The sequence below is a fragment of the Neisseria sicca genome (genome assembly GCF_014054945.1).
GTDB classification, from domain to species: Bacteria; Pseudomonadota; Gammaproteobacteria; order Burkholderiales; family Neisseriaceae; genus Neisseria; species Neisseria sicca.
Map to the genome: position 1 here is coordinate 2,229,463 of NZ_CP059566.1, position 23,051 is coordinate 2,252,513.

Below are 23,051 nucleotides of genomic sequence, written 5' to 3' on the forward strand. Positions count from 1 at the left end.
GAAAACCTATATTTCAGGTTTTCAGACGACCTTTTTACTGCTCAAACGGCTGACCGCTCAATCAGTCGTGACCGATATCGACGGTTTTCTCTTTGTAGCGCGTATCGGGGACGAGGACGATTTTTTCGTCTACTTTGCCGATGGCTTTCACGTCTTTGCCCGGGTAGTCCAACTGATGCAGGAAATAGCGGATACAGTTGAGGCGGGCGCGTTTTTTGTCGTCGGAACGGATGATGACCCAAGGCGCGTCGCCGGTGTGGGTGTGGAAGAACATGGCGTTTTTGGCTTCGGTGTAGTCGTCCCAGCGGTCGAGCGACTGGATGTCCACAGGGGAGAGTTTCCAGTGTTTCAGGGGATCGTCGCGGCGGGAGATGAAGCGGCGCAGTTGTTCTTCGCGGGATACGGAGAACCAGAATTTGAAGAGGTGGATGCCGCTGGCAACGAGCATACGTTCCAATTCAGGGGTTTGGCGCATGAAGAGCAGGTATTCGTTGGGTTCGCAGAAGCCCATCACGCGCTCTACGCCGGCGCGGTTGTACCATGAGCGGTCGAAGAAGACCATTTCGCCTGCAGTCGGCAGGTTTTGGATGTAGCGTTGGAAATACCATTGGCCGCGTTCGGTGGTGGTCGGTTTTTCCAGTGCGACGACGCGTGCGCCGCGCGGGTTCAAATGTTCCATAAAGCGTTTGATGGTACCGCCCTTGCCTGCGGCGTCGCGGCCTTCAAACAGGCTGACGATGCGTTGGCCGGAATCTTTGACCCAGCTTTGTACTTTCAGCAATTCGATTTGCAGCTTTTGTTTTTCTTTTTCGTATGCGGCGCGGCGCATACGTTGTTTGTAGGGGTAATTGGCGGGAAGCGGCGCGCTGCCGGAATCTTCGTCCGTACCGCGTCCTTCGTGTTCCAAAACGGCTTTTTCGAAAACTTGCAACTGGTCTTGTTTTTCGCCCAATTCAACGTTTTCAAACGGTTCTAACTGATGATCTGCCATAGGGTCTCCTTATTGATTAAGTTTGAAATGATATGGTGTGGTATGGTTTGATTCTACTCCTTTGCCCCTCAGCGGACTACATAAAATTACACTGACCCATTTTTTTCGGCGCGGTCTGCTAATTTGTGTAAAAACGGCGTATAATCAGGCTATTTGCACCACAGCCATGCCCTATTTCGCCCTGTTTGACGATGCCGTGAGCGGCCGCGCAAAACTCTATCAAAATCATGTGGAAAGCCGCCTTTTCCATCATAACGAACTGGATTCGCTGGACGATACGCTGCAAAAGGGCTGGCAAAAAGGGCTGCATGCTGTGTTGTTTGCAGACTACGAATTCGGTTTGCCGCTGATGGGGATTGAGTCCGAGCGCGGCGGCAATCTTGCCCTGCACTGGTTTACCGACTGCGCCGACATCGATGCCGAAAGCTGGCTTGCCCAAAATTCAGACGACCTCCCCGCCGGTATTTCCACGCCGCAATCCTCCGTATCCGAAGCCGATTACCTCGACCGCATCCGCCAAATCCACGAAGCCATCCGGCGTGGCGACACCTATCAAATCAACTACACCACCCGCCTGCACCTGCAAGCCTACGGCAACCCCGTCAGCCTCTACCGCCGCCTGCGCCAGCCCGTCCCCTATGCCGTCTTGTCCCACCTGCCCGATGCGGCAGGGAAATCCGCGTGGACGCTGTGTTTCTCACCCGAACTCTTCCTCAAAATCGGTTCAGACGGCACCATCAGCACCGAGCCGATGAAAGGCACCGCGCCGATTTTGGGCGACGGTCAAGACGAACGCCGCGCCGCCGAGTTGCAAGCCGATCCGAAAAACCGTGCCGAAAACGTGATGATTGTCGATTTGCTGCGCAACGACCTCGGCAAAATTGCCCAAACCGGCAAAGTATGCGTGCCCGAGCCGTTTAAAGTATCGCGTTTCGGCAGCGTCTGGCAGATGACCAGCACCATCCAAGCCCAAGCCCTGCCGCACATTAGCGCCGCCGACATCCTCCGCGCCGCCTTCCCCTGCGGCAGCATCACCGGCGCACCCAAACGCATGAGCATGCAGATTATCGAATCGCTCGAAGCCGAACCGCGTGGCCTCTACACCGGCAGCATCGGCTACCTGAAACCCTGCGCGGGCGGGCTGGGGTTTGAAGGCATATTCAACGTCGTCATCCGCACCTTATCGCTCAAACCCGTTTCAGACCCGATTTCAGACGACCTTTCATTTTCAGACAACCTAGATAGCGGATTAACAAATCAGGACAAGGCGACGAAGCCGCAGACACGGCAAGGCGGGGAAACACCGTACCGGTTTCAAGTTCATCCACTATATCAAGGCATATACGGCGTCGGTTCCGGCATCGTCATCGACAGCGACCCCGCCGCCGAATATCGTGAATGCGGCTGGAAAGCCCGTTTCCTCAACGAATTGCGCCCCGCCTTCGGCATCTTCGAAACCATGCGCGTGGAAAACAGGCAATGCCGCCTGCTCGACCTGCATTTAGGCCGTCTGAAAACCTCCGCCCAAGCCCTCAACCTGCCCCTGCCCGATGACTGCGAAACCCGAATCCGGCAATACATCGCCGACTTGCCCGACGGTCTTTTCCGCCTGAAAGCCGAACTCGTTTCAGACGGCCTCATCCTCAGCCATGCCGCCACCACCGAGTTGCCCGCCCCGCAGCGCGTCATCCCCGCCCCGCAACCCCGCCCGCGCCGCGACTACCTGCGCCGCTTCAAAACCACCCGCCGCGCCCTCTTCGACCAAGCGTGGCGAACCGCCGAAACACAAGGCGCGTTCGACAGCCTGTTTTTCAATTCAGACGGCCTCCTGCTCGAAGGCGGCAGAAGCAACGTGTTCGTCAAATACCAAGGGCAATGGCTCACCCCGTCTCTGGATTTGGACATCCTCAACGGCGTCATGCGCCAAGCCGTGTTGCAGCAGCCGCAAACCTACTTGGGCACGGACGCAGTCATCGAAACGCACATCACCCGCGACATGCTGGAACACACCGAAGAAATCCGCCTCTCCAACGCCTTAAGGGGCGTGTTTGAGGCGGATTTGGTCGTTAAAGAATAAAATTATTTCCTGAAAACGGATAAAGCCGACAGGCGGAGTATTTGTGAAACGGGTTATATATCTGAAACTTGAGTGTTCACAAACATGCGCACGGCCTTACCCTCATAACGCTGGTTCAACCACGCCTGTAAGCGTTCGCGGTCTTTGGCAGGCAAAGACTCCTTAAATTCGAGCGAAACCACGACAATATCGTCATGTTCGCCTGTTTCCGATTTAGTATTTTTGCCGCTTTCAGGCTGCTCGGAAACAGGCTCTGTTTGCGCTTTCTCCCAAACCAAGCCGCGTCCGACAACGATTTTTTCCGCTTCCGGATATTGGGCTTTTAATTCCTTGAGTACCGCTGCATCGTCAGCACCGGCGGTATCGGCAGTTTTGCCCGCAAGCACGGTATCGATATAGGCCTGCTGCTCTTTCAGTTCATTTTGCTGCTGAACCGGATTGTTTCGGCTTGCCAGCAATTCTTCGATTTTGGCACCATCCCCTCCCGCATAAACCACGTTCACCTCCGGCTCTTTTACCCCCGACGCATTAAGGCTTTTTTCCAACAGGGCGATGATTTTCTCGGCATTACCCGTTCCGTTGACAATCAGACCGACTTTATTTTCCTTGTAGTTCAATACCTTACGAAGAACAAAAAAACTTTCCTGCTGCTGCGCGGCGGTGATCGCGGCATTGGCTTTTGTGTTGAACAGTTCCTGGCGCACCAGTCCTGATGCCATATAGCCGCTCGGAATCATCACAGCCAACACGACAACAGTAATCATGATACTTTGCAACCGGCGTTTGGATTCCGTTACCAACCCCCTGCGCGGCAGCTTGAGCAGTTTGGAAAACAACAAGGTCGAAAAAGCTATGAACACGCAGTTGATGGCAAAAAGATATGAAGCGCCGAAAAAATATTGCCAGTTGCCATGTGCCAGTCCGTAGCCCGCAGTACACAGGGGCGGCATCAATGCGGTCGCAATCGCCACACCCGGTATGGCATTGCCTCCTTCTTTTCGGGTCAGCGCCACAATGCCCGCACTACCGCCGAAGAAGGCAATCAACACATCCCAAAGGGTCGGCTGAGTACGCGCCAAAAGCTCGCTTTGCGCCTCTTTAAGCGGGGTTAATAGAAAATACAGTGTAGCAGTAACCAAACTGATGGCGACGAATACCATAATATTGCGCACCGCTTGGCGGATCAGCGCAGTATCGCCCACCGCCAAACCGTAACCCATACCGACGATCGGCCCCATCAACGGGGAAATCAACATCGCTCCGATCACTACCGCCGTGCTGTTTACATTTAGACCGATACTCGCCACAGCAATGGCAAACATCAATACCCACATATTCGTTCCGGACACCCGAGTATTGGCACGGATAGTGGCATCGATCTTATCGGGATGAGCTTGGTCATGCGCAAGATTGAACACATCTTGCAACTTGGTCATGGCACCCTTGTCTTCTTGTTCCTGCTTTTCTTGTATTTCCTGATTTTTACTTTCTTCCTGATCTTGCATGTGCGTATCCTAAAATTTTAATATTTTATTTTAAATATCTAATTCATAGAGAATTTTTGAGTAATGAAATAATGCCTTGCCATTACGGCTAAATCTGACAGGCACAATTCTCGCAATATATTAGCATACGTACGCAAATTTCCCCCGCCGGACGGGGAAGGGATAAGTTGCCTTGCGGCAACGAGTAGCGTGGGCTTTGCCCACGAAAGCCACCGTCTGACAACCGCAATCATCCAACAACCAAATCAAACAACAGCCGAATTGGCGTTCATTTTGTGGGTAGAACCCACGCTACGCATTGCTGCCGTATCCGTTTTCAGACGACCTTTTATCTGCTCACTCCTCCTATTTCCACCACCCGCTACTCAGCGAAAAAAATACCGGGTCGTAATATTTCGGCAGTTGTTGCGGGATACCGAGGTTGTTGCGGTAAACGACGCGGTAGCGGTCGGCGTACCAGGCGGGGACGATGATGTATTGGTGGCGGATGGTGCGGTCTAGTGCCCGGGAGGTGGTTTTCAGCTCTTCGCGGTTGGTAAAGCTGCCGAAATGTTTGAGCAGCTTTTCGACTTCGGGGCGGCACACGCCGGCGAGGTTTCGGCTGCCGGGGATTTTGGCGGCTTCGCAGCCGAAATAATCGTATTGTTCGTTGCCGGGGCTTTCGCTGTTGGCATAGGCGGTAATGGTCATGTCGAAGTCGAAATCGTTGAGCCGCCTTTGGTATAAGGCGGGGTCAGTAACGCGGATGTTCATGGTTACGCCGATTTTGGCGAGGTCGCGCTGCCATTTGGCGGTAATGCGTTCGTAGGTTTTGGAGGCGGTCAGGAACTCGAAGGTCAGGGGTTTGCCTTGGCTGTCGGTCAGTTTGCCGTTTTTATAGCGGTAGCCTGCTTTTTCCAAGAGGGCGCGGGCTTTGAGCAGGTTGGGGCGTATGCCTGTTTTCGGGTCGGTTTGGGGCGGCTCGGGGACGGGTTGGTTCAGGACGGCGGGATCGAGGGTGTTGCCGAGGGACTGGAGCAGTTTCAGTTCCGCGCCTTGCGGTTTGCCTGTCGCCGCCATCTCGCTGTTGGTGAAGAAGCTGTTGCTGCGGCGGTATGCGCCGTAGAAAATGCGCGCGTTGATGCTTTCAAAGTCGAAACTCTCGACCATCGCCTGCCGCACGAGGATGTTGTTGAACGGGGCGCGGCGCAGGTTCATGACGAAGCCCTGCATGCCGGCATCGCTTTTCTGTATCCATTCGTGTTTGCCCATGCCGCGTTTGGCGAGCATTTCGTCGGAATAGCCCCGCGCCCAGTTTCGGGCGACATTTTCGTAAACGAAGTCGTATTGTCCGGCTTTGAGGCCTTCGAGGCGGACGCTGTTGTCTTTGAAATATTTGAAGCGGACGGTGTCGAAGTTATATCTGCCTTTGCGGGTCGGCAGGTTTTGCGCCCAGTAGTTTTTGTCGCGCGCGTATTCGCTCATGCGCCCGATGTCTGCTTTGACGAAACGGTAGGGGCCGGAGCCGATGGGCATTTTGTTCGCGCCTTTTTCCAGCCCTTCGGGGTAGCTTTTATGAGAAAACACAGGCAGTTGCCCTAATGCCATGTGTAATTCGGCATTGCGCTGTTTGAAACGGAAAACGACTGTCCTGTCGTCGGGCGTTTCGACTTTGGCAACGTCGCTCCAGTATATGCGGTAGAAGGGGTCGGCGGCTTTGTCTTGGGTAAGCAGGCGGAAGGAGGCGGCTACGTCTTTGGCAAGGACGGGATCACCGTTGTGGAATTTGGCTTTCGGGTTGAGCCTGAATGTTGCCGACAGTCCGTCTTCGGCAAGTGAAAAGTCTTCCGCCAATAGTCCGTACATGGAAAAAGGTTCGTCCCAGCTATTGTCCGTAAGCTTGTCCACGGTCAGATTGAGGACGCCGGCTTCTTTGTCGCCTTTGAGGGTAAACGGGTTGAACGTATCGAAGCCGCCCTGCATCGGCAGGGAAAACACACCGCCTTTTGGCGCGTCGGGATTGACGTATTCGTAAGCGCGAAAGTCGGCGGGATATTTCGGCTCCTGCCCCAAACCTAAACCGTATGCGGCAAAAGCGGTGGCAGTGGAGAAGGAAAGCAGGAGGAGGAAGAGGGTTTTCATAAGGTTTCAAACCGAGCGGGACGATGAAGCCCGATTATAGCAAAAGGTCGTCTGAAAACCGTTTTCAGACGACCTTTTATCCGTTTCAAAACATAATCAAGAAGGCTGCTGCTGTTTTTTCGCCTGAGCATCAAACTCTGCCAGCGTCATGTTCAAAGTCTGCAAACACGGCGTCATCACCGCATCGACAGCTTGGTTCACATGATCCCTTTCCACAGGCGACGGGCGGTAAACAAAGAGCTTGAAGAGTTCGCTCAACTCAATCGAATCCGCCCCCGTTTTCAACACCCAGCCCTGACGGCCGTTGTAGATATAGCCGTGCCGCGCCAGCTTTTCCAAAAGCTCGCCCAACTCATCGTAACCCATATTGATATGCCGTCTGAACTCCTGAACAGGCAAGGCTTTGCCCTCTTTTTGCGCCGCATCCAAAAGCAGCAGGATTTTCAACACATCGTCAAACCGCCCGCGCGAATCGAAGCCCCTGCGGAACGCCTCACCCTGCCAATAAGACAGCGACGAAGTCAGCACCGCGCCGCCCAACACCAGCGTCCACAGCAAATTCAGCCATACCAGGAAAAACGGCACGGCGGCAAACGCCCCGTAAATCGAGCGGTAGCCGTCGAAATTGCCCATATACCAAGCAAACAGGAAACGCGCCGTCTCCAAGCAAAACGCCGTGACCAAAGCCCCGATAAACGCATGACGCCCAGGCACGAAGCGGTTGGGCACAAAACGGTACAGCCCCCACAGCAAAAGCGTGGCAAAAAACAGCGTCCCCAAGGTTTGCAGTAACCCCACCACCCATTGCGGCGCAAACGAAGCCAGCGCAGAATCCTGCACCGACCCGACCATAAAAGAAATCCCCACGCCCAAAGACAGCGGCCCAAAAGTCAGCAACGCCCAATACACCAAAAACTGCATCATCCAAGGCCGCTGCGTATTGACCCGCCAAATCCGGTTGAACGCATTATCAATCGTCCGAATCAGCATCAGCGACGTCACCACCAGCATCACACTGCCAATCGCCGTCAACTTCCCCGCCTGATTGCGAAACGCATTGATATAATCAAACACCATGTCCGCACCCTGCGGCACAATAGTCTGATTGACGAAGGAAACAAAAGAATCCGACCAACGGTCGAACACAGGAAAAATCGAAGCGACCGCCACCATCACCGTCAATACCGGCACCAAAGCCAGAAGCGTCGTAAACGTCATACTCGCCGCAGCCTGCGGCACACGCTCCTCATCGAAACGCCGGACCACAAACCACGCAAACGCAAACACCTTACTGTCCGACAAACCTTGCCACCATTTCAAAAACGGCATAATCTTTCCCGAAAAAATAACGAATTGAAAATAAAAAACAGAAAACGCCCGCAGCACACACCACGTCGTCTGAAAACACAGCCTCAGCGAAATTAACACCTATTTCCCACCAACCCCATTGTAACGGAATACCCAAATGAACCCAAATCCCCTCAAAATCCTCGTCCTCTACTACTCCCAAAACGGCAGCACCCTCAACCTCGCCCGCCAAATCGCACGCGGCATCGAAAGCGTCGCAGGCTGCGAAGCCGTATTGCGCACCGTACCCAAAGTCTCCACCGTCTGCGAAGCCATCGAAAAAGACATCCCCGACAGCGGCGCCCCCTACGCCACCGCCGAAGACCTCAAAACCTGCGCCGCCCTCGCCCTAGGCAGCCCCACCCGCTTCGGCAACATGGCAGCCGCCATGAAATACTTCATCGACGGCACCATCCCCCTATGGCTCGGCGCAGAACTCGCCGGCAAACCCGCCACCGTCTTCACCAGCACCTCCTCCCAACACGGCGGACAAGAAACCACCCTCCTCACCATGATGCTCCCCCTCCTGCACCACGGCATGATCATCAGCGGCATCCCCTACACCGAATCCGCCCTCAGCAACACCCAAAGCGGCGGCACCCCCTACGGCGCATCCCACGTCGCCGGACACGACGGCAAACCCGTCCTGACCGCCGAAGAAAACGACATCGCCTTCGCACAAGGCAAACGGCTGGCAGAACTCGCCGTCAAGTTGGCTTAAAGCGGGCAGTTTAGAAATCCAATCTGCCAAAAGCTAAAAGGTCGTCTGAAAACCTGATTTCCAAGTTTTCAGACGACCTTTTACCAACATCTGCCCGTCAAGCCGAAAAAGCCTTATATGCCATCGAAGCAATAATCAGCAAAACCGTTACGACCAAAACCTTACGGATGATTTCCCCGTCTGAATTAATAGCATGGAGGCTGCCGAAATGGTTGCCCAACAAATTCGCCAAAATCATCGGGATTCCGATTAGGAACGCCATTTTCCCCGCTATCAAGAAAGCGACGAATGCCCCGATATTGGAAGCAAAATTGAAAATCTTGGAAGTAGCCGAAGCCTGCAACAACGACAATTTGTTAATGACAAACAAAGCGATGATGAAAATGCTGCCCGTGCCCGGTCCAAAAAAACCGTCATAAAAACCAACAATCAGACAAGTTAAAAAGACGGCGACGGCAGATTTTTTTATCTCGCCGCGTTCATCGTCTTTTTTCAGCAAAACGCCTTTGAACAAAGTTGCCAGCAAGCCTATGGGTAAAAACGCAAGAATGATGTAATTGATGGTTTCCACAGGCAGAATCAGAATGACTTTCGCACCGACGAACGCCCCGATTAAAGCCGCAACAATGCCGACCGGCACAATGCGCCATACAATCGAACTGCTTTTCATAAAGTTTTTAATCGCAGCCACCGTACCGATGGTACTCACCAATTTTTCCTGTGCCAACGCGACCTGCGGCGGCAAGCCGACCATCAAAAACGCGGGAATCAAAATCAGCCCGGCTCCGCCCGCAATAGCATCGACATAGCCCGCAATCAAAGACGCGGCAACCAGCAGGAAAAGACCGAGATAAAAATAATCGGCAATGATACTGCCGGGAATAAATAATTGCTCCATAGATTGTTTCCTCTTGATTAAATTTAATTTTTTGTAGGTAGCAGCACGCAGGACCGTTTAAAGCTTCAAATAAAGTATCAGTACATTAATTACCACCATAAAAATTGTCAACACTATTTATTTTTGTAAAAATAAACCAAAAATCAGTTAACCGATTCAATTAGTTTCTTCTGCTAAAAAGGTCGTCTGAAAACCTTAATCGATTCCAAAATAAAAACCCGCTTCAAAAAGCGGGTTTCTTGTATCCGGTCAGGGCAGACCGTCTGTCCGTATTGTCCGAAACTTCGTTACTGTTTTTCTATTTTCCGGCGGGCAATTTCCGCTTTTTTACGGCTGGCTGCCAGTTGTTCGCGCATTTCGTTCAAGATTTGCTTGGAAGATTTCGGTTTTTCCCAGTTGTCCGGTTCTGCATTTTGTCGTTGCGCCAATTGCTTTTGATGCTCTTGATAAAGCGCATTCGATTCTTCGGAGACTTTGCGGGCAATGTTCGGCAGCTCTTTTTCAACCAAAGCCTCGACGCGTTGTTGGGCAAGATGGCGTTCTTTGCGGCTTTGGGCGCAATATTGCTTACTGTCTTGCTCGGGGGAATAGCCGTAATGAGGCAGCGGTTTCCCCGCTTTTTTCATCGCCATGCTGTAATTGACGCATTGCAAGGCTTGCGGATCGGCAGCCATGTACAAAGAGTATAAATGCCCGGCATAGTCTTTGATGTCCTCATTGTCCCCGCCGCATACATTCGCCGTAGCCTCAATCAGCGCCGCATCTTGCAGCATTTGCCGGCAATGTTCGACCTGCTCCGCATTCAAACTGACGGCCGGCTCTTGCGCGGCGGCTGAAAAAGATAAAATCAAAGCAAGTAAGCCTAAAGCAGATTGTTTCATGTTTTTTCCTTTTAAACCGGAATGATATTTTCAAATAAAGCATGAATGTCGGAACGCAGTACATTCATGCCCGAAGTTTTCAGACGACCCCGTCCATCCTTATCTGCCATCTTTCTGACGGATAAAGGCATCGGCTTTGGCGCGGCGTTCGGTTTCTTCGGCAACGGTTTTACGCAGCAATTCATCAACGGGAACACCGCGGCGCGGCGCTTCTTCTTCCGCATACTGTTTTATCTTACTGTCCATATACGCCTCTACCTGACGGCGCAAACGGTCGCGTTCTTCACGGCTTTCCGCGCAAAGGCGCTTCAACTCCTTATCGTCGAGATGGTGAAAGCTTTGTTTTTTGAATTCCTCCTCCAGTTTCGGATATTGTCGGCACTGATCGACTTTCGGATGGTTAAACAACAAAACCATAGACAAAAGGTCGAAATATTCGGCGGTCTCTTTATTGTCCCGATAACAAAGCGAACCGTTCGCCAAAGTATTGGTGTCTTTAAACAATTGCCCGCACTCGGCGGCAAGCTTTTTATCTGCCGCAGGATCGGATGGCGCACCGGTTTGATTTTGCGCGGCGGCAGAAGCGGACAAACCGGCGAGCAGCAAAGAAAATACAAGGGCTTTTTTCATATGGGTACTTTCAAAAAACAGATGGGAAAATCATGAATAGTTTATATACAGGGGTCGTCTGAAAACTTTCAGACGACCTTTTGCCTGTCAATATTTAGGCAGCGAGCAGCCTTCGGGCGTAGTGATTTTGCATTGTACCGCCCCAGAAGCCTGACATTTTCTTAATGCTGCTGGTTCAGCCTGTCCGATTTGAGCTGCGCCTCCGTAGAAAGTCTTCAATTTTTTGCCCGATTTCCCTTGGGCAACAGCAAGACAGCCGTTTCTAAACGAAGAACCCACTACACACGGCGCATTGCGTCCACCCTGTTCGCAGGATTTGATGGCTTCTCTTTCCGCTGCCTCACGCGAATCCATATTGATTGAACCAGCCGAAATACCCGTTTTAATGTTAACCGCCCATGCGCCGTATTTTGATGGGACGTTGATATTAACTATTTCCGTAGGCTGCTGCCGAGACTGACGGGTAGATGCACAGTTGGGATTGTAGCCGTATGCACACAATGCCGAATTATTCTGCAATGCGCCTTTGGTTGCATCATAGGTTGGATCGGCGGCATAAGTATTAAAACTCGCCAGTCCCAATAAGATAAAAAGCAGTTTTTTCATCAGTCTTATTCCTTTGTTTGGTCGTAATCTCTTTTGCTTTCTTAAAGCAAGAACCTGATATAGAGGTCGTCTGAAAACTTTCAGACGACCTTTTGCCTATCAATATCTAGGCAACGAGCAGGCTTCAGAAACGACAATTTTGCATTGTGGAACACCCGCAGCCTGACATTTCCTCAAGGCTTCCGCTTCAGCACGACCCGGTTTTGTCGTACCAGAGAAAATCCTCGACTGTTTACCTTCTTTACCTTGGGCAGCAGCGATACAACCGTTTCTGACCCAAGCGATTACTTTACAAGGAGCATTACTGCCACCTCGTTCACAAGTTTTGATAGCTTCTTTTTCAGCGGCAGCACGGGAATCCATATCAAGTGCGCCGCCTGAAATACCCGTTTTGAGATTGACTGCTAAAGCCAAATATTTTGAGGGGACGTTGATGTTGATAACTTTAGTATTGTTTTGGACGTTGGAGGATTGGGGCGGAGCCATATTGTATTGAACCATTTCCCCGTTATTCCCCTGAAAGCGGCAAATACCGCTGACAGGATCAAATTGTCCGGGGCAACCGTTGGCATAGACGTTAAAACTTGCCAACCCCAAAAAGATAAAAAGCAGTTTTTTCATCAGTTTTTCCTTGGTTTCAAGATACAAAAAAAGCTGTCCGAACATCTTGCATGATGGTTTCAGACAGCTTTTTTCAGCGTTTTAGCCCACTTTATCCCCGGGCTGCGCGCCGGCATCGACATCCAAGAGCCTCAGTTTGCCCTCGGCGGTGGCGGCGGAGAGGATCATGCCTTCGGAAACGCCGAATTTTGCCATTTTGCGCGGGGCGAAGTTGGCGACGGCGATGACCATGCGGCCGTTCAATTCGGCGGGGTTGGGATAAGACGCGGCGATGCCGGAGAAGATGATGCGTTTTTCAAAACCGAAATCGAGGTCGAATTTTAAGAGTTTGGTGCTGCCTTCGACGGCTTCGCAGTTCAATACTTTGGCGACGCGCATGTCGATTTTCATAAAGTCGTCGAAGCTCGCTTGTTCGGCGACTTTTTCGTATTTGCTGTCTTCAACAGGCGCGGCTGCGGCGGCAATGCTTTGTTTGTTGGCTTCGATTAAATCGTCCACTTGTTTTTGCTCCACTCGTTGCATTAAATGCTCGTATTTGTTGATGGCGTGTTCGCCTAGGGTTTCGCGCGTGTTCGCCCAGGTAATTGCGTCCAGATTGAGGAAACGCGCGGCGTTGGCGGCGGTTTGCGGCAACACGGGGGCGAGGTAGGCGGTCAGCATGGTGAAGGCGTTGATGAGTTCGCTGCATACTTCGTGCAGGCGTTCGTCTTGACCTTCCTGTTTGGCGAGTTCCCACGGCTTGTTGGCATCGACGTATTCGTTCACGGCATCTGCCAATGCCATGATGTCGCGCAGGGCGCGGGCGTATTCGCGGTTTTCGTATTGCTCGGCAATTGCTGAGCTTTCGGCGGCGAGTTTTGCCAGCAATGCGCTGCCTGAAACGTCTTTCAGACGACCTTCAAAGCGTTTGGCGATGAAACCTGATGCACGGGCGGCGATGTTGACGTATTTGCCGACGAGGTCGCTGTTGACGCGGCTGATAAAGTCTTGCAGGTTCAAATCGATGTCTTCAATTTTGCTGTTGAGTTTGGCGGCGATGTAGTAGCGCATCCACTCGGGGTTCAGGCCTTGTTCCAGATAGGATTTGGCGGTGATGAAGGTGCCGCGCGATTTGGACATTTTTTGTCCGTCCACAGTCAAAAAGCCGTGTGCGTACACGCCGGTCGGGGCGCGGTGGCCGGAGAAATGCAGCATGGCGGGCCAGAACAGGGCGTGGAAATAGAGGATGTCTTTGCCGATGAAGTGGTACATCTCGGTTTGGCTGTCGGCTTTGAAGTATTCGTCAAAATCGATGCCGATGCGGTCACACAGGTTTTTAAACGACGCCATGTAGCCGACGGGCGCGTCCAGCCAGACGTAGAAGTATTTGCCCGGCGCGTCGGGGATTTCGAAACCGAAATACGGCGCGTCGCGGGAAATGTCCCAGTCGGACAGGGTGGTTTCTTCGCCTTCGCCCAGCCATTCTTTCATTTTGTTGAGGGCTTCGGCTTGCAGATGGGGCTTGCCGTCGTGCGGGTTGTTGCCGGAAGTCCATGCTTTGAGGAAGTCGGCGCATTCGCCCAGTTTGAAGAAGAAGTGTTCGGATTCGCGCAATTCGGGTTTGGCACCGGAAACGGCGGAATACGGGTTAATCAGTTCGGTCGGGGAATAGGTCGTGCCGCAGACTTCGCAGTTGTCGCCGTATTGGTCTTGGGCGTGGCATTTGGGGCATTCGCCTTTGACGAAGCGGTCGGGCAGGAACATTTGTTTTTCGGGGTCGAAAAGCTGCTCGATGACGCGGCTTTCGATTTTGCCGTTGGCTTTCAGCGCGCGGTAAATGTCTTGGGAAAACTGTTTGTTTTCAGGGGAATGGGTGCTGTAATAATTGTCGTAGCCGATGAAAAAACCGGTGAAGTCGGCGAGGTGTTCTTCGCGCACTTTGGCAATCATGTCTTCGGGCGCGATGCCTTGTTTTTGCGCGGCCAGCATCACGGGCGTGCCGTGAGTGTCGTCGGCGCAGCAGTAGTGGCACTCGTGGCCGCGCAGTTTTTGAAAGCGCACCCAAACGTCGGTTTGGATGTGTTCAACCATGTGGCCGAGGTGGATGCTGCCGTTGGCATAGGGCAGCGCGGAGGTAACGAGGATTTTGCGTGTCATGGTTTATGCTTGGGAAAACAATGGATAAAGATGGGGAATTATACCGTAAATCGTGCGGGCGAGACGGGGGAAAGGTCGTCTGAAAAAGGGGATTCCGTGAAGCGGGAACAGGATGGGCAAAACGGGTTATAGTGGATTAACTTTAAACTGGTACGGCGTTGCCTCGCCTTGTCCTGATTTAAATTTAATCCATTATATCTATGGCAAAAGGTCGTCTGAAACACAAAAATCGGTTTTCAGACGACCTTTTCGATAATCGGGACATACAGGCCGGACGGTAAGCCGGGTTCTGTCTCGGACAGTCATTCCTCTAGGCACACCATTACTGATGCGCTCCAGCAACCTACCCGAACGCTCGGCGAGCAGCGTCAATGCGTTCTGTTTGGTCTTGCTCCGGATGGGGTTTAGCCTGCTGCGCCTTGTTACCAAGTGCACGGTGCGCTCTTACCGCACCTTTTCACCCTTACCCGTGCCGCCCGAAGGCGGCCGTCGGCGGTATTGCTTTCTGTTCCACTTTCCGTCGCGTTTCCGCGCCCGGCCGTTAGCCGGCATCCTGCTCTGCGGAGCCCGGACTTTCCTCCCCGTATGCCTTACGCGATACGCGGCGACTGTCTGTCCGACCTGTATGAAACGCGGATTATAACACAAGCAAATCACAACCGTTTGACCACCAAAAAAACCGCCTATCTAAAAATTTACCCATTTCGCAACATAAAAATTCAAATAAAATAAACTATTTATAAACAAAAAGTACCGTTCGTCAAATAAATGAATGACATGTTATAAAAAAGCCCATAAAATGAATATCACATAACTATTTTAAATATAAAAGTACATTACGATGAAAAACTATCCACATATCCTGTCTTACCTTGCCCTATCCTTACTTGCCGCCTGCGGAGGCGGTGGAGGAAGCGGTTCACCGTCAACCGCCTCAAGCGATACCAACCAACCCAAAATAGAATGCAACGCCGAATGCCAAGCGGGACGTGAGGCAGAACGCAAAGCCGCTGAAGAGGCTGAAAAAGCCAAAGTCGAAGCGGAACGTAAGGCTACTGAAGAAGCCGAGAAAGCTAAAGCCGAAGCCGAACGCAAAACGGCTGAGGAAGCCGAAAAAGCTAAAGTAGAAGCAGATCGTAAAGCCGTTGAAGAGGCTGAGAAAGCTAAGGCTAAAGCTGAAGCCGAACGTAAGGCTGCTGAAGAAGCCGAGAAAGCTAAGGCTGAGGCAGAACGTAAGGCTGCCGAAGAAGCTGAAAAAGCCAAAGCTGAAGCAGAACGTAAGGCTGCTGAAGAAGCTGAAAAAGCTAAAGCTGAAGCCGAACGTAAGGCTGCTGAAGAAGCTGAAAAAGCCAGAGTAGAAACAGAACGTAAAGCCGCTGAAGAGGCTGAGAAAGCTAAAGCTGAAGCCGAACGTAAAGCCGCCGAAGAAGCTGAAAAAGCTAAAGCTGAAGCCGAACGTAAGGCTGCTGAAGAAGCCGAGAAAGCTAAGGCTGAGGCAGAACGTAAGGCTGCCGAAGAAGCTGAAAAAGCCAAAGCAGAAGCAGAACGTAAGGCTGCTGAAGAAGCCGAGAAAGCTAAAGCAGAAGCTGAACGCAAAGCCGCTGAAGAAGCTGAGAAAGTTAAAGCAGAAGCAGAACGTAAGGCTGCTGAAGAAGCCGAGAAAGCTAAAGCAGAAGCTGAACGCAAAGCCGCTGAAGAAGCTGAGAAAGTTAAAGCAGAAGCAGAACGTAAGGCTGCTGAAGAAGCTGAGAAAGCTAAAGCTGAAGCAGAACGAAAAGCCGCTGAAGAGGCTGAGAAAGCTAAAGCTGAAGCCGAACGTAAAGCCGCCGAAGAAGCTGAAAAAGCTAAAGCTGAAGCAGAACGTAAGGCTGCTGAAGAAGCCGAGAAAGCTAAGGCTGAGGCAGAACGTAAGGCTGCCGAAGAAGCTGAAAAAGCCAAAGCAGAAGCAGAACGTAAGGCTGCTGAAGAAGCCGAGAAAGCTAAAGCAGAAGCTGAACGCAAAGCCGCTGAAGAAGCTGAGAAAGTTAAAGCAGAAGCAGAACGTAAGGCTGCTGAAGAAGCTGAGAAAGCTAAAGCTGAAGCAGAACGAAAAGCGGCTGAGGAAGCTGAAAAAGCTAAAGCTGAAGCTGAGCGCAAAGCCGCTGAAGCTGCTGCAACCCAACAAATCGACGGCTATTACAGCAAAATTTCCCAATCAGGAATGGAAGGCGACGATATTTCCCATATCGGCGACATCAATATTCTTGAGGTGGACGGACAAAAAATTTCGCTGGTGCCCGTATCTCCACAAAGAGATGAAGTATTCGGCATTGAAGATGACGAACACAAATTTTCCCTAGTTGCAGCCACTCATCTTAAATACGGCCGCTACGGATCTTATGGCTTGAGAAATGAAAACGGCGACATCCATACATCGTATATGTTCTACCAAGGCGTTATTACTCCGGAAGCAGCGATGCCTCAAGAAGGTCAGGCTTTTTACCGCGGTTATGCGCTTTACAGCGATGTCGGACAAGCCAATACGTTCGGCAACTCCATCTTTATGGTGGACTTCGGCCGCAAATCCCTCTCCGGTGCGGTTTACTCAGAAAACGGTGAATTTGATGAAGTGAATCTGGAAGGTCAAATCGTCGGCAACCGCTTCTTCCATGTGGATGAGAAAGAACAAAAAATCATGTCGGGTATGTTCCTCGGTCCCCAAGCAGAAGAGCTTACCGGCCGATTCGATCATCTTCTGGAATCTAAAAACGGTACGTTTGGTGCCGCCGCTCTGAAAGAATGATTTTTACCGTATCATCAGCTCAAAAGGTCGTCTGAAAACTTGTAAATCAGGTTTTCAGACGACCTTTTTCCGTTCCCGGCCAAGAAGCAGCCCATAAAATGCTACAATACCGCTTTGATTTTTTGCCCGCATCATCATGAAAAAAGCCCCCAAATCCTTTGAAGAAGCCCTTGCCCGCCTCGAAACCCTGACCCAGTCCATGCAAAGCAGCGAAATGCCGCTGGAAGACGCTCTGGCAGCCTATCAGGAAGGCAACGAGCTAGTCAGATACTGCCAAACCAAGCTGGCGGAAGTCGAACAAAAGCTGCAAGTATTGGACGCGGGCGAACTGAAGGAGCTGAACCTTGAACCCGGCGAATGAATTGAAAGCATGGCAGCAAAAAGCACAAGCGCAGACCGAATTGCTACTGGAGCGTTTCCTGCCGTCTGAAAACCAAGTGCCGCACACGCTGCACGAAGCCATGCGTTACGTTACCCTCGGCGGCGGCAAACGGCTGCGCCCGCTCTTGGTGCTTGCCGCGTCCGAATTGGGCGATGCCGACCAAAACGCCGTCGAACAAGCCATGGCGGCAATCGAAATGGTGCACGTCTATTCCTTGGTTCATGACGATATGCCCGCAATGGACAACGACAGCCTGCGGCGCGGCAAACCGACCTGCCATGTGAAATACGACGAAGCCACCGCCCTTTTGGTCGGCGACGCCCTGCAAACCCAAGCCTTCGACGTATTGAGCCGTCCGACCGGACTGCCCGCCGAACGCCAAATCGCCATGTTGTCCACGCTCGCCAAAGCATCCGGCAGCCTCGGCATGGCGGGCGGACAAGCCATCGACCTTGCCAACGTCGGCAAAGCCATGAATCAGGCGCAGTTGGAACAGATGCACAGCCTCAAAACCGGCACCCTTATCCGCGCTGCCGTCGTATTGGGCGCGCTTGCCTGCCCCGATTTGGATTCAAACGACGTCCGCACCTTAGACAACTACGCCGCCAAACTCGGCTTGGCATTCCAAGTCATCGACGACGTGTTGGACTGCGAAGCCGACACCGCCACCCTGGGTAAAACCGCCGGCAAAGACAGCGACAACGACAAACCCACCTACGTCAAACTGATGGGCCTGCAAGCCGCCCGCGCCTACGCCGAAACCCTGACTGCCGAAGCTGCCGCCCTGCTCGAACCCTTCGGCGCAAAAGCCCTGCATCTGCGGCTGCTGGCGGAATTTGTCACTGCGCGGAAAAATTAATCTCTTGAAATCATTTTTCTTTTTATACCGCTAAGACATCAAAGGTCGTCTGAAAAATCAGTTCCAAGATTTTCAGACGACCTTTTTGTATAGGGACGGCGTTTATAGTGGATTAAATTTAAATCAGAGCAAGACGAGGCAACGCCATACTGGTTTAAAGTTAATCCACTATAATGAATCATGCTTTTATTCAACGGGATAAATTGGGATTAAAATGTGGATAAGTTGTGCGCAAACAGTGGATTTTATAGGCGTTTTAACCGCCCTTCTGTTCCTGCAAACATCCGTTTTTAAAATCGAAATTTGTCGTTGAGATTTCCATAACAAGCGTACCTCAAATTGAAAGGTTCAAATAAAAAGGTCGTCTGAAAACCATAAGTTTTGGGTTTTCAGACGACCTTTTCGCTGATTCAGACAAATCAAATATCGTAAGTGGTCGATGCGGTATCGCCGCCTTTGCCTGTCCAGTTGGTGTGGAAGAATTCGCCGCGCGGTTTGTCGGTACGCTCGTAGGTGTGCGCGCCGAAGTAGTCGCGTTGGGCTTGCAGCAGGTTGGCGGGCAGGCGTTCGGTGGTGTAGCCGTCGAGGAAGGTAATCGCGGAAGCCATGCAGGGCATGGGGATGCCGCATTCAATGGCTTTGGCGACGACTTTGCGCCATGCGGGCAGGCAGTTTTCCAATACGCCTTTGAAATAGGGGTCGGAACCCAAGAACACCAAATCGGGATTGGCTTCGTATGCGTCGCGGATGTTGCCCAAGAACGCGCTGCGGATGATGCAGCCTTCGCGCCACAGAAGGGCGGTGTTGCCGTAGTTCAATGCCCAATCGTTGTTTTCGCTGGCTTCGCGGATGAGCATGAAACCTTGTGCGTAGGAGATGATTTTGGATGCCAACAGGGCTTGGCGCAGGGCTTCGACCCATGCGGCTTTGTCGCCGTCAACGGGGGTAACGGTTTTGCCGAACAAGCGGCCGGTTTGAACGCGTTGGTCTTTGAACGCGGACACACAGCGGGCGAATACGGCTTCGGAAATCAGCGTCAGCGGGATGCCCAAATCGAGGGCGTTGATGCCGGTCCATTTGCCTGTGCCTTTTTGTCCGGCGGTATCGAGGATTTTTTCGACCAAAGGTTCGCCGTTTTCGTCTTTATAGCCCAAAATCGCGGCGGTGATTTCGATCAGGTAGGAATCCAGCTCGGTTTGGTTCCATTCGCTGAAAATGCGGTGCATTTCGTCGTAGCTCAGACCCAAGCCGTCTTTCATGAATTGGTAGGCTTCGCAAATCAACTGCATATCGCCGTATTCGATGCCGTTGTGCACCATTTTGACGAAATGGCCCGCGCCGTCGCGGCCGACCCAGTCGCAGCAGGGTTCGCCTTGCGGGGTTTTGGCGGCAATGGCTTGGAAAATGGGTTTGACGGCAGGCCATGCGGCTTCGTCGCCGCCGGGCATGATGGATGGGCCGTGACGCGCGCCTTCTTCGCCGCCGGAAACGCCTGCGCCGATAAAGCGGATGCCTTTTGCCGCCAGCTCGTGCGTGCGGCGGGTGGAATCGGGATAGTTGGCGTTGCCGCCGTCAATAATAATGTCGCCTTGGTCCAAAAGCGGGACAAGTTGCTCGATAAAGTCGTCCACGACAGAACCTGCGCGTACCATCATCATGATTTTGCGCGGTTTTTCCAGTTTATCCACTAAATCTTGCAATGAATAGGCACCGATAATGTTGGTGCCTTTGGCTGCGCCGTTGAGAAAATCGTCTACTTTAGCAGTGGTCCGGTTGTACGCCACGACTTTGAAACCGTGATCGTTCATATTCAAAATCAAATTTTGACCCATAACGGCCAAGCCGATGACGCCGATATCGCCTTTCATTGATGGAAGCTCCATTATTAATTTAATTTATCAGCCGTAACTCTATCTGATTTACAGAGGTTTAACAATCCTTAACTATCTAATTTTTTGAAAAGATGCCTTTACGTTGCGGGCTTTGGCTGCGCGTTGGGAAACAAACTATAAATAAGATTTTAAATAATAAATAGATGATTATATTGAGTCGCGTATTTGTTTGTGTATAACTTTGATTCCTTTTTCAGTTCAATAAGTTGAATGTAGATTTTGGATGCGGATAAACTGCTGTTTGCCTTGTTTGCAGATGTGGATAATTTTGAAATCCGGTTTGGTTTTGTGTATAACTTTCCGGCTATACACACAGCCTGCCGGTTTTATACAGGGCTCAAACGGAACTGTCCGAAGAGATAAACAGTCCAATCGGTTTTCATGTTTCAGACGACCTTTTGTGTTTTTCAACCGCAGGTCTTCTGAAAAATATAGTGGATTAACTTTAAACCAGTACGGCGTTGCCTCGCCTTGCCGTACTATCTGTACTGTCTTCGGCTTCGTCGCCTTGTCCTGATTTAAATTTAATCCACTATATCTCAACTAAAAGGGAGCAGATATGAAATTTTCTTTTGGATTAAACCTGTCGGCTGTTTTGGTTTTGGCGGCGTGCGCGCACCAGCCTATGCAGAAACCTGATGCCGCGCCTGTGCCGACAGCTGTGGATAACCATGCGCCAGAACAAGGGACGGGGCTGACCGAGCAGAAATTGATCCGCGCCAAGCATTATATGGCGGCGTCTGCCAATCCGTTGGCGACCGAGGCGGGATACGAGGTTTTGAAACGCGGCGGCAGCGCGATAGATGCGATGATCGCCATGCAGACAACCTTGGGGCTGACCGAACCGCAGTCTTCCGGTTTGGGCGGCGGCGCGTTTTTGGTGTATTGGGACAATAAGGCGAAAAAACTGACGACGTTTGATGCCCGAGAAACGGCGCCGAAAGCGGCAACGCCGGCGCTTTTCTTGGATGAAAACGGCAAGCCGATGGGCTTTATGAACGCAGTGGTCGGCGGCCGTTCGGTCGGCGTGCCGGGGATTCCGAAGCTGCTGGAAGATGTCCACAAGCGTTACGGCAAATTGCCTTGGGCAAGTCTGTTTGACAAACCGATTGCTTTGGCGGAACAAGGCTTTACCGTTTCGCCGCGTATGGCGAAATCCATCGAGCAAAATTTGGAGCCTTTGAAACGTTATCCGCAAACCGCCGCGTATTTCCTGCCCGACGGCAAGCCTTTGGCAGCGGGAACGGTGTTGAAAAACCCTGAATTTGCCCGCTCTGTGCGCCTGTTGGCAGAAAAAGGCAGTGCGCCGTTTTATCAGGGGGCGCAGGCGCAGAATATTGTCCGTGCCGTTACCGGCGCTGTGGATAACCCCGGTAAAATCAGCATGGCGGATTTGAAAAACTACCGCGTTATCGAGCGCGAACCGGTTTGCGCGCCGTATCGTGAATACGAAGTCTGTGGCATGGGCGCGCCAAGTTCGGGCGCGATTGCTTTGGGCGAGATTTTGGGCGTCCTGCAAAATCAGGATATGAAGGCGTTGGGCGCGGAAAATATCCACAGTTGGCGCTGGATAGGCGATGCGTCGCGGATTGCGTTTGCCGACCGTGATTATTACGTCGGCGATCCCGCGTTTGTCAACGTCCCGACCCGCGCCCTGATTTCTCAGGCATACCTGAAACCGCGTGCCGAAGAAATCCGCCGATCCGACAAAGCGTTGGAAAACATTCAGGCGGGTCGGGTCGGTAAGGTATACGCGCAGGGCATGGCGGTAGAGCTGCCGTCCACCAGCCATTTGGTGGTTGTGGATAAAGACGGCAACGTCGTGTCGATGACGACTTCGATTGAAAACGCGTTCGGCTCGGGACTGATGGCAAACGGCTATCTGCTCAACAATGAATTGACCGATTTCGCTTTCAACCCTGTCGGCGCGGACGGTAAAACGGTGGCAAACAGCGTGGCGGGCGGCAAACGGCCGCGTTCTTCGATGGCGCCGACCATTGTGATGAAAGACGGCAAGCCTTATCTGGCAGTCGGTTCGCCCGGCGGCAGCCGCATCATCGGTTTCGTCGCCAAAACGCTGGTGGCGCATATCGACTGGGGCATGGACATTCAGGCGGCAATCTCCCTGCCGAATATGCTCAATCGCGGCAGCCAGTATGAAATCGAGGAAAAAACCGCGGCGGCGGACAAAGCGGCAGCATTGGAAAAACTGGGCTACAAAGTCCAAATCCGCGATTTGAATTCCGGCGTACAAGGCATTGTGATCGGCAAAGACGGTTTGCTCGGCGGTGCCGACCCGCGCCGCGAAGGCAAAGTCATGGGCGATTAATCACCGATCGGCTTGTGGAAAAAGGTCGTCTGAAATCCGAATTTGGGTTTTCAGACGACCTTTTTTACTGCTGGAGAAAAGCTATGGATAAAATGTGTATAAAATTTGAGAAAAAATATAATCTTTTTATTTTTCATAAGGATAGATTAGATAGCCATGTGGATAATCATGTCTGAAATATTGGCGGGAGATGGTTGTATCGCTTGAAAGGTCGTCTGAAAACTTAAAATCAAGATTTCAGACGACCTTTATTCAATAAAAAGGCTGTGGATG

The 23,051-nt window shown here is 51.9% G+C and carries 17 protein-coding genes, 1 other RNA gene and 1 pseudogene; 6 read left to right on the forward strand and 13 right to left on the reverse strand.

Annotation, left to right across the window (positions count from 1 at the left end; translation table 11 throughout):
* Positions 1–61: 61 nt before the first annotated feature.
* Complete coding sequence (gene ppk2 / locus H3L95_RS10640) at positions 62–991, reverse strand: polyphosphate kinase 2 (RefSeq protein WP_003766403.1); 930 nt, start codon at positions 989–991, stop codon at positions 62–64.
* 166 nt (positions 992–1,157) lie between these two features.
* On the opposite strand from ppk2, the gene H3L95_RS10645 reads away from it, so the two are divergent.
* On the forward strand, positions 1,158–3,068 hold the full coding sequence (locus H3L95_RS10645) for a bifunctional chorismate-binding protein/class IV aminotransferase (RefSeq protein WP_003755751.1): 1,911 nt from the start codon (positions 1,158–1,160) through the stop codon (positions 3,066–3,068).
* 53 nt (positions 3,069–3,121) lie between these two features.
* Here H3L95_RS10645 and H3L95_RS10650 read toward each other — a convergent pair whose 3' ends face one another.
* From H3L95_RS10650 to H3L95_RS10660, 3 genes are all read right to left on the reverse strand, one after another.
* On the reverse strand, positions 3,122–4,573 hold the full coding sequence (locus H3L95_RS10650) for a TIGR00341 family protein (RefSeq protein ID WP_003755754.1): 1,452 nt from the start codon (positions 4,571–4,573) through the stop codon (positions 3,122–3,124).
* 345 nt (positions 4,574–4,918) lie between these two features.
* Positions 4,919–6,694 (reverse strand): extracellular solute-binding protein, encoded by a 1,776-nt coding sequence (locus tag H3L95_RS10655; protein ID WP_003755756.1) that lies wholly within the window; start codon positions 6,692–6,694, stop codon positions 4,919–4,921.
* A 96-nt stretch (positions 6,695–6,790) separates the two neighbouring features.
* Positions 6,791–8,023, reverse strand: a complete 1,233-nt coding sequence (locus tag H3L95_RS10660; RefSeq protein WP_040667961.1) for a YihY family inner membrane protein — start codon at positions 8,021–8,023, stop codon at positions 6,791–6,793.
* A gap of 136 nt (positions 8,024–8,159) precedes the next feature.
* Between H3L95_RS10660 and wrbA the strand changes: the two genes are divergently transcribed.
* Positions 8,160–8,762, forward strand: a complete 603-nt coding sequence (wrbA, locus tag H3L95_RS10665; protein ID WP_003755761.1) for an NAD(P)H:quinone oxidoreductase — start codon at positions 8,160–8,162, stop codon at positions 8,760–8,762.
* Positions 8,763–8,859: 97 nt separating this feature from the next.
* Here the strand turns inward: wrbA and H3L95_RS10670 are convergent, their stop codons facing one another.
* From H3L95_RS10670 to rnpB, 7 genes are all read right to left on the reverse strand, one after another.
* Positions 8,860–9,660, reverse strand: coding sequence for a sulfite exporter TauE/SafE family protein (locus H3L95_RS10670; RefSeq protein WP_003755764.1), 801 nt, complete (start codon positions 9,658–9,660; stop codon positions 8,860–8,862).
* Positions 9,661–9,947: 287 nt separating this feature from the next.
* Positions 9,948–10,541: a hypothetical protein gene (locus tag H3L95_RS10675; protein ID WP_003755766.1), complete on the reverse strand. Its 594-nt coding sequence runs from the start codon at positions 10,539–10,541 to the stop codon at positions 9,948–9,950.
* 99 nt (positions 10,542–10,640) lie between these two features.
* Positions 10,641–11,171 carry a hypothetical protein gene (locus tag H3L95_RS10680; RefSeq protein WP_040667929.1) on the reverse strand — a complete coding sequence of 177 codons (531 nt, stop codon included), beginning with the start codon at positions 11,169–11,171 and terminating at the stop codon, positions 10,641–10,643.
* Between the two features lie 87 nt (positions 11,172–11,258).
* Positions 11,259–11,777: a DUF4189 domain-containing protein gene (locus tag H3L95_RS10685; protein ID WP_003755769.1), complete on the reverse strand. Its 519-nt coding sequence runs from the start codon at positions 11,775–11,777 to the stop codon at positions 11,259–11,261.
* Positions 11,778–11,876: 99 nt separating this feature from the next.
* Positions 11,877–12,398: a DUF4189 domain-containing protein gene (locus tag H3L95_RS10690; RefSeq protein WP_040667963.1), complete on the reverse strand. Its 522-nt coding sequence runs from the start codon at positions 12,396–12,398 to the stop codon at positions 11,877–11,879.
* A gap of 81 nt (positions 12,399–12,479) precedes the next feature.
* A complete protein-coding gene (metG, locus tag H3L95_RS10695) occupies positions 12,480–14,534 on the reverse strand; it encodes a methionine--tRNA ligase (protein WP_040667931.1) in 2,055 nt (684 codons plus the stop codon).
* A gap of 262 nt (positions 14,535–14,796) precedes the next feature.
* Positions 14,797–15,158: RNase P RNA component class A (gene rnpB, locus H3L95_RS10700), an RNA gene on the reverse strand.
* Between the two features lie 217 nt (positions 15,159–15,375).
* On the opposite strand from rnpB, the gene H3L95_RS13910 reads away from it, so the two are divergent.
* The 3 genes from H3L95_RS13910 to H3L95_RS10715 all read left to right on the forward strand — a co-directional run bounded on the left by H3L95_RS13910 (position 15,376) and on the right by H3L95_RS10715 (position 18,557).
* Positions 15,376–17,316 carry a transferrin-binding protein-like solute binding protein gene (locus tag H3L95_RS13910; protein ID WP_259345816.1) on the forward strand — a complete coding sequence of 647 codons (1,941 nt, stop codon included), beginning with the start codon at positions 15,376–15,378 and terminating at the stop codon, positions 17,314–17,316.
* A 133-nt stretch (positions 17,317–17,449) separates the two neighbouring features.
* Complete coding sequence (locus tag H3L95_RS10710; RefSeq protein ID WP_029609485.1) at positions 17,450–17,677, forward strand: exodeoxyribonuclease VII small subunit; 228 nt, start codon at positions 17,450–17,452, stop codon at positions 17,675–17,677.
* Positions 17,661–18,557, forward strand: a complete 897-nt coding sequence (locus tag H3L95_RS10715) for a polyprenyl synthetase family protein (RefSeq protein WP_003755794.1) — start codon at positions 17,661–17,663, stop codon at positions 18,555–18,557. The genes H3L95_RS10710 and H3L95_RS10715 overlap by 17 nt, the downstream gene beginning before the upstream one ends.
* Positions 18,558–18,976: 419 nt before the next feature.
* Here H3L95_RS10715 and gnd read toward each other — a convergent pair whose 3' ends face one another.
* A complete protein-coding gene (gene gnd / locus H3L95_RS10720) occupies positions 18,977–20,425 on the reverse strand; it encodes a decarboxylating NADP(+)-dependent phosphogluconate dehydrogenase (protein WP_003766527.1) in 1,449 nt (482 codons plus the stop codon).
* Between the two features lie 444 nt (positions 20,426–20,869).
* A pseudogene (locus H3L95_RS10725) lies at positions 20,870–20,989 on the reverse strand (IS5/IS1182 family transposase); the annotation flags it as partial.
* A gap of 19 nt (positions 20,990–21,008) precedes the next feature.
* On the opposite strand from H3L95_RS10725, the gene ggt reads away from it, so the two are divergent.
* A complete protein-coding gene (gene ggt, locus H3L95_RS10730; protein ID WP_003755807.1) occupies positions 21,009–22,778 on the forward strand; it encodes a gamma-glutamyltransferase in 1,770 nt (589 codons plus the stop codon).
* Positions 22,779–23,051: the final 273 nt, after the last annotated feature.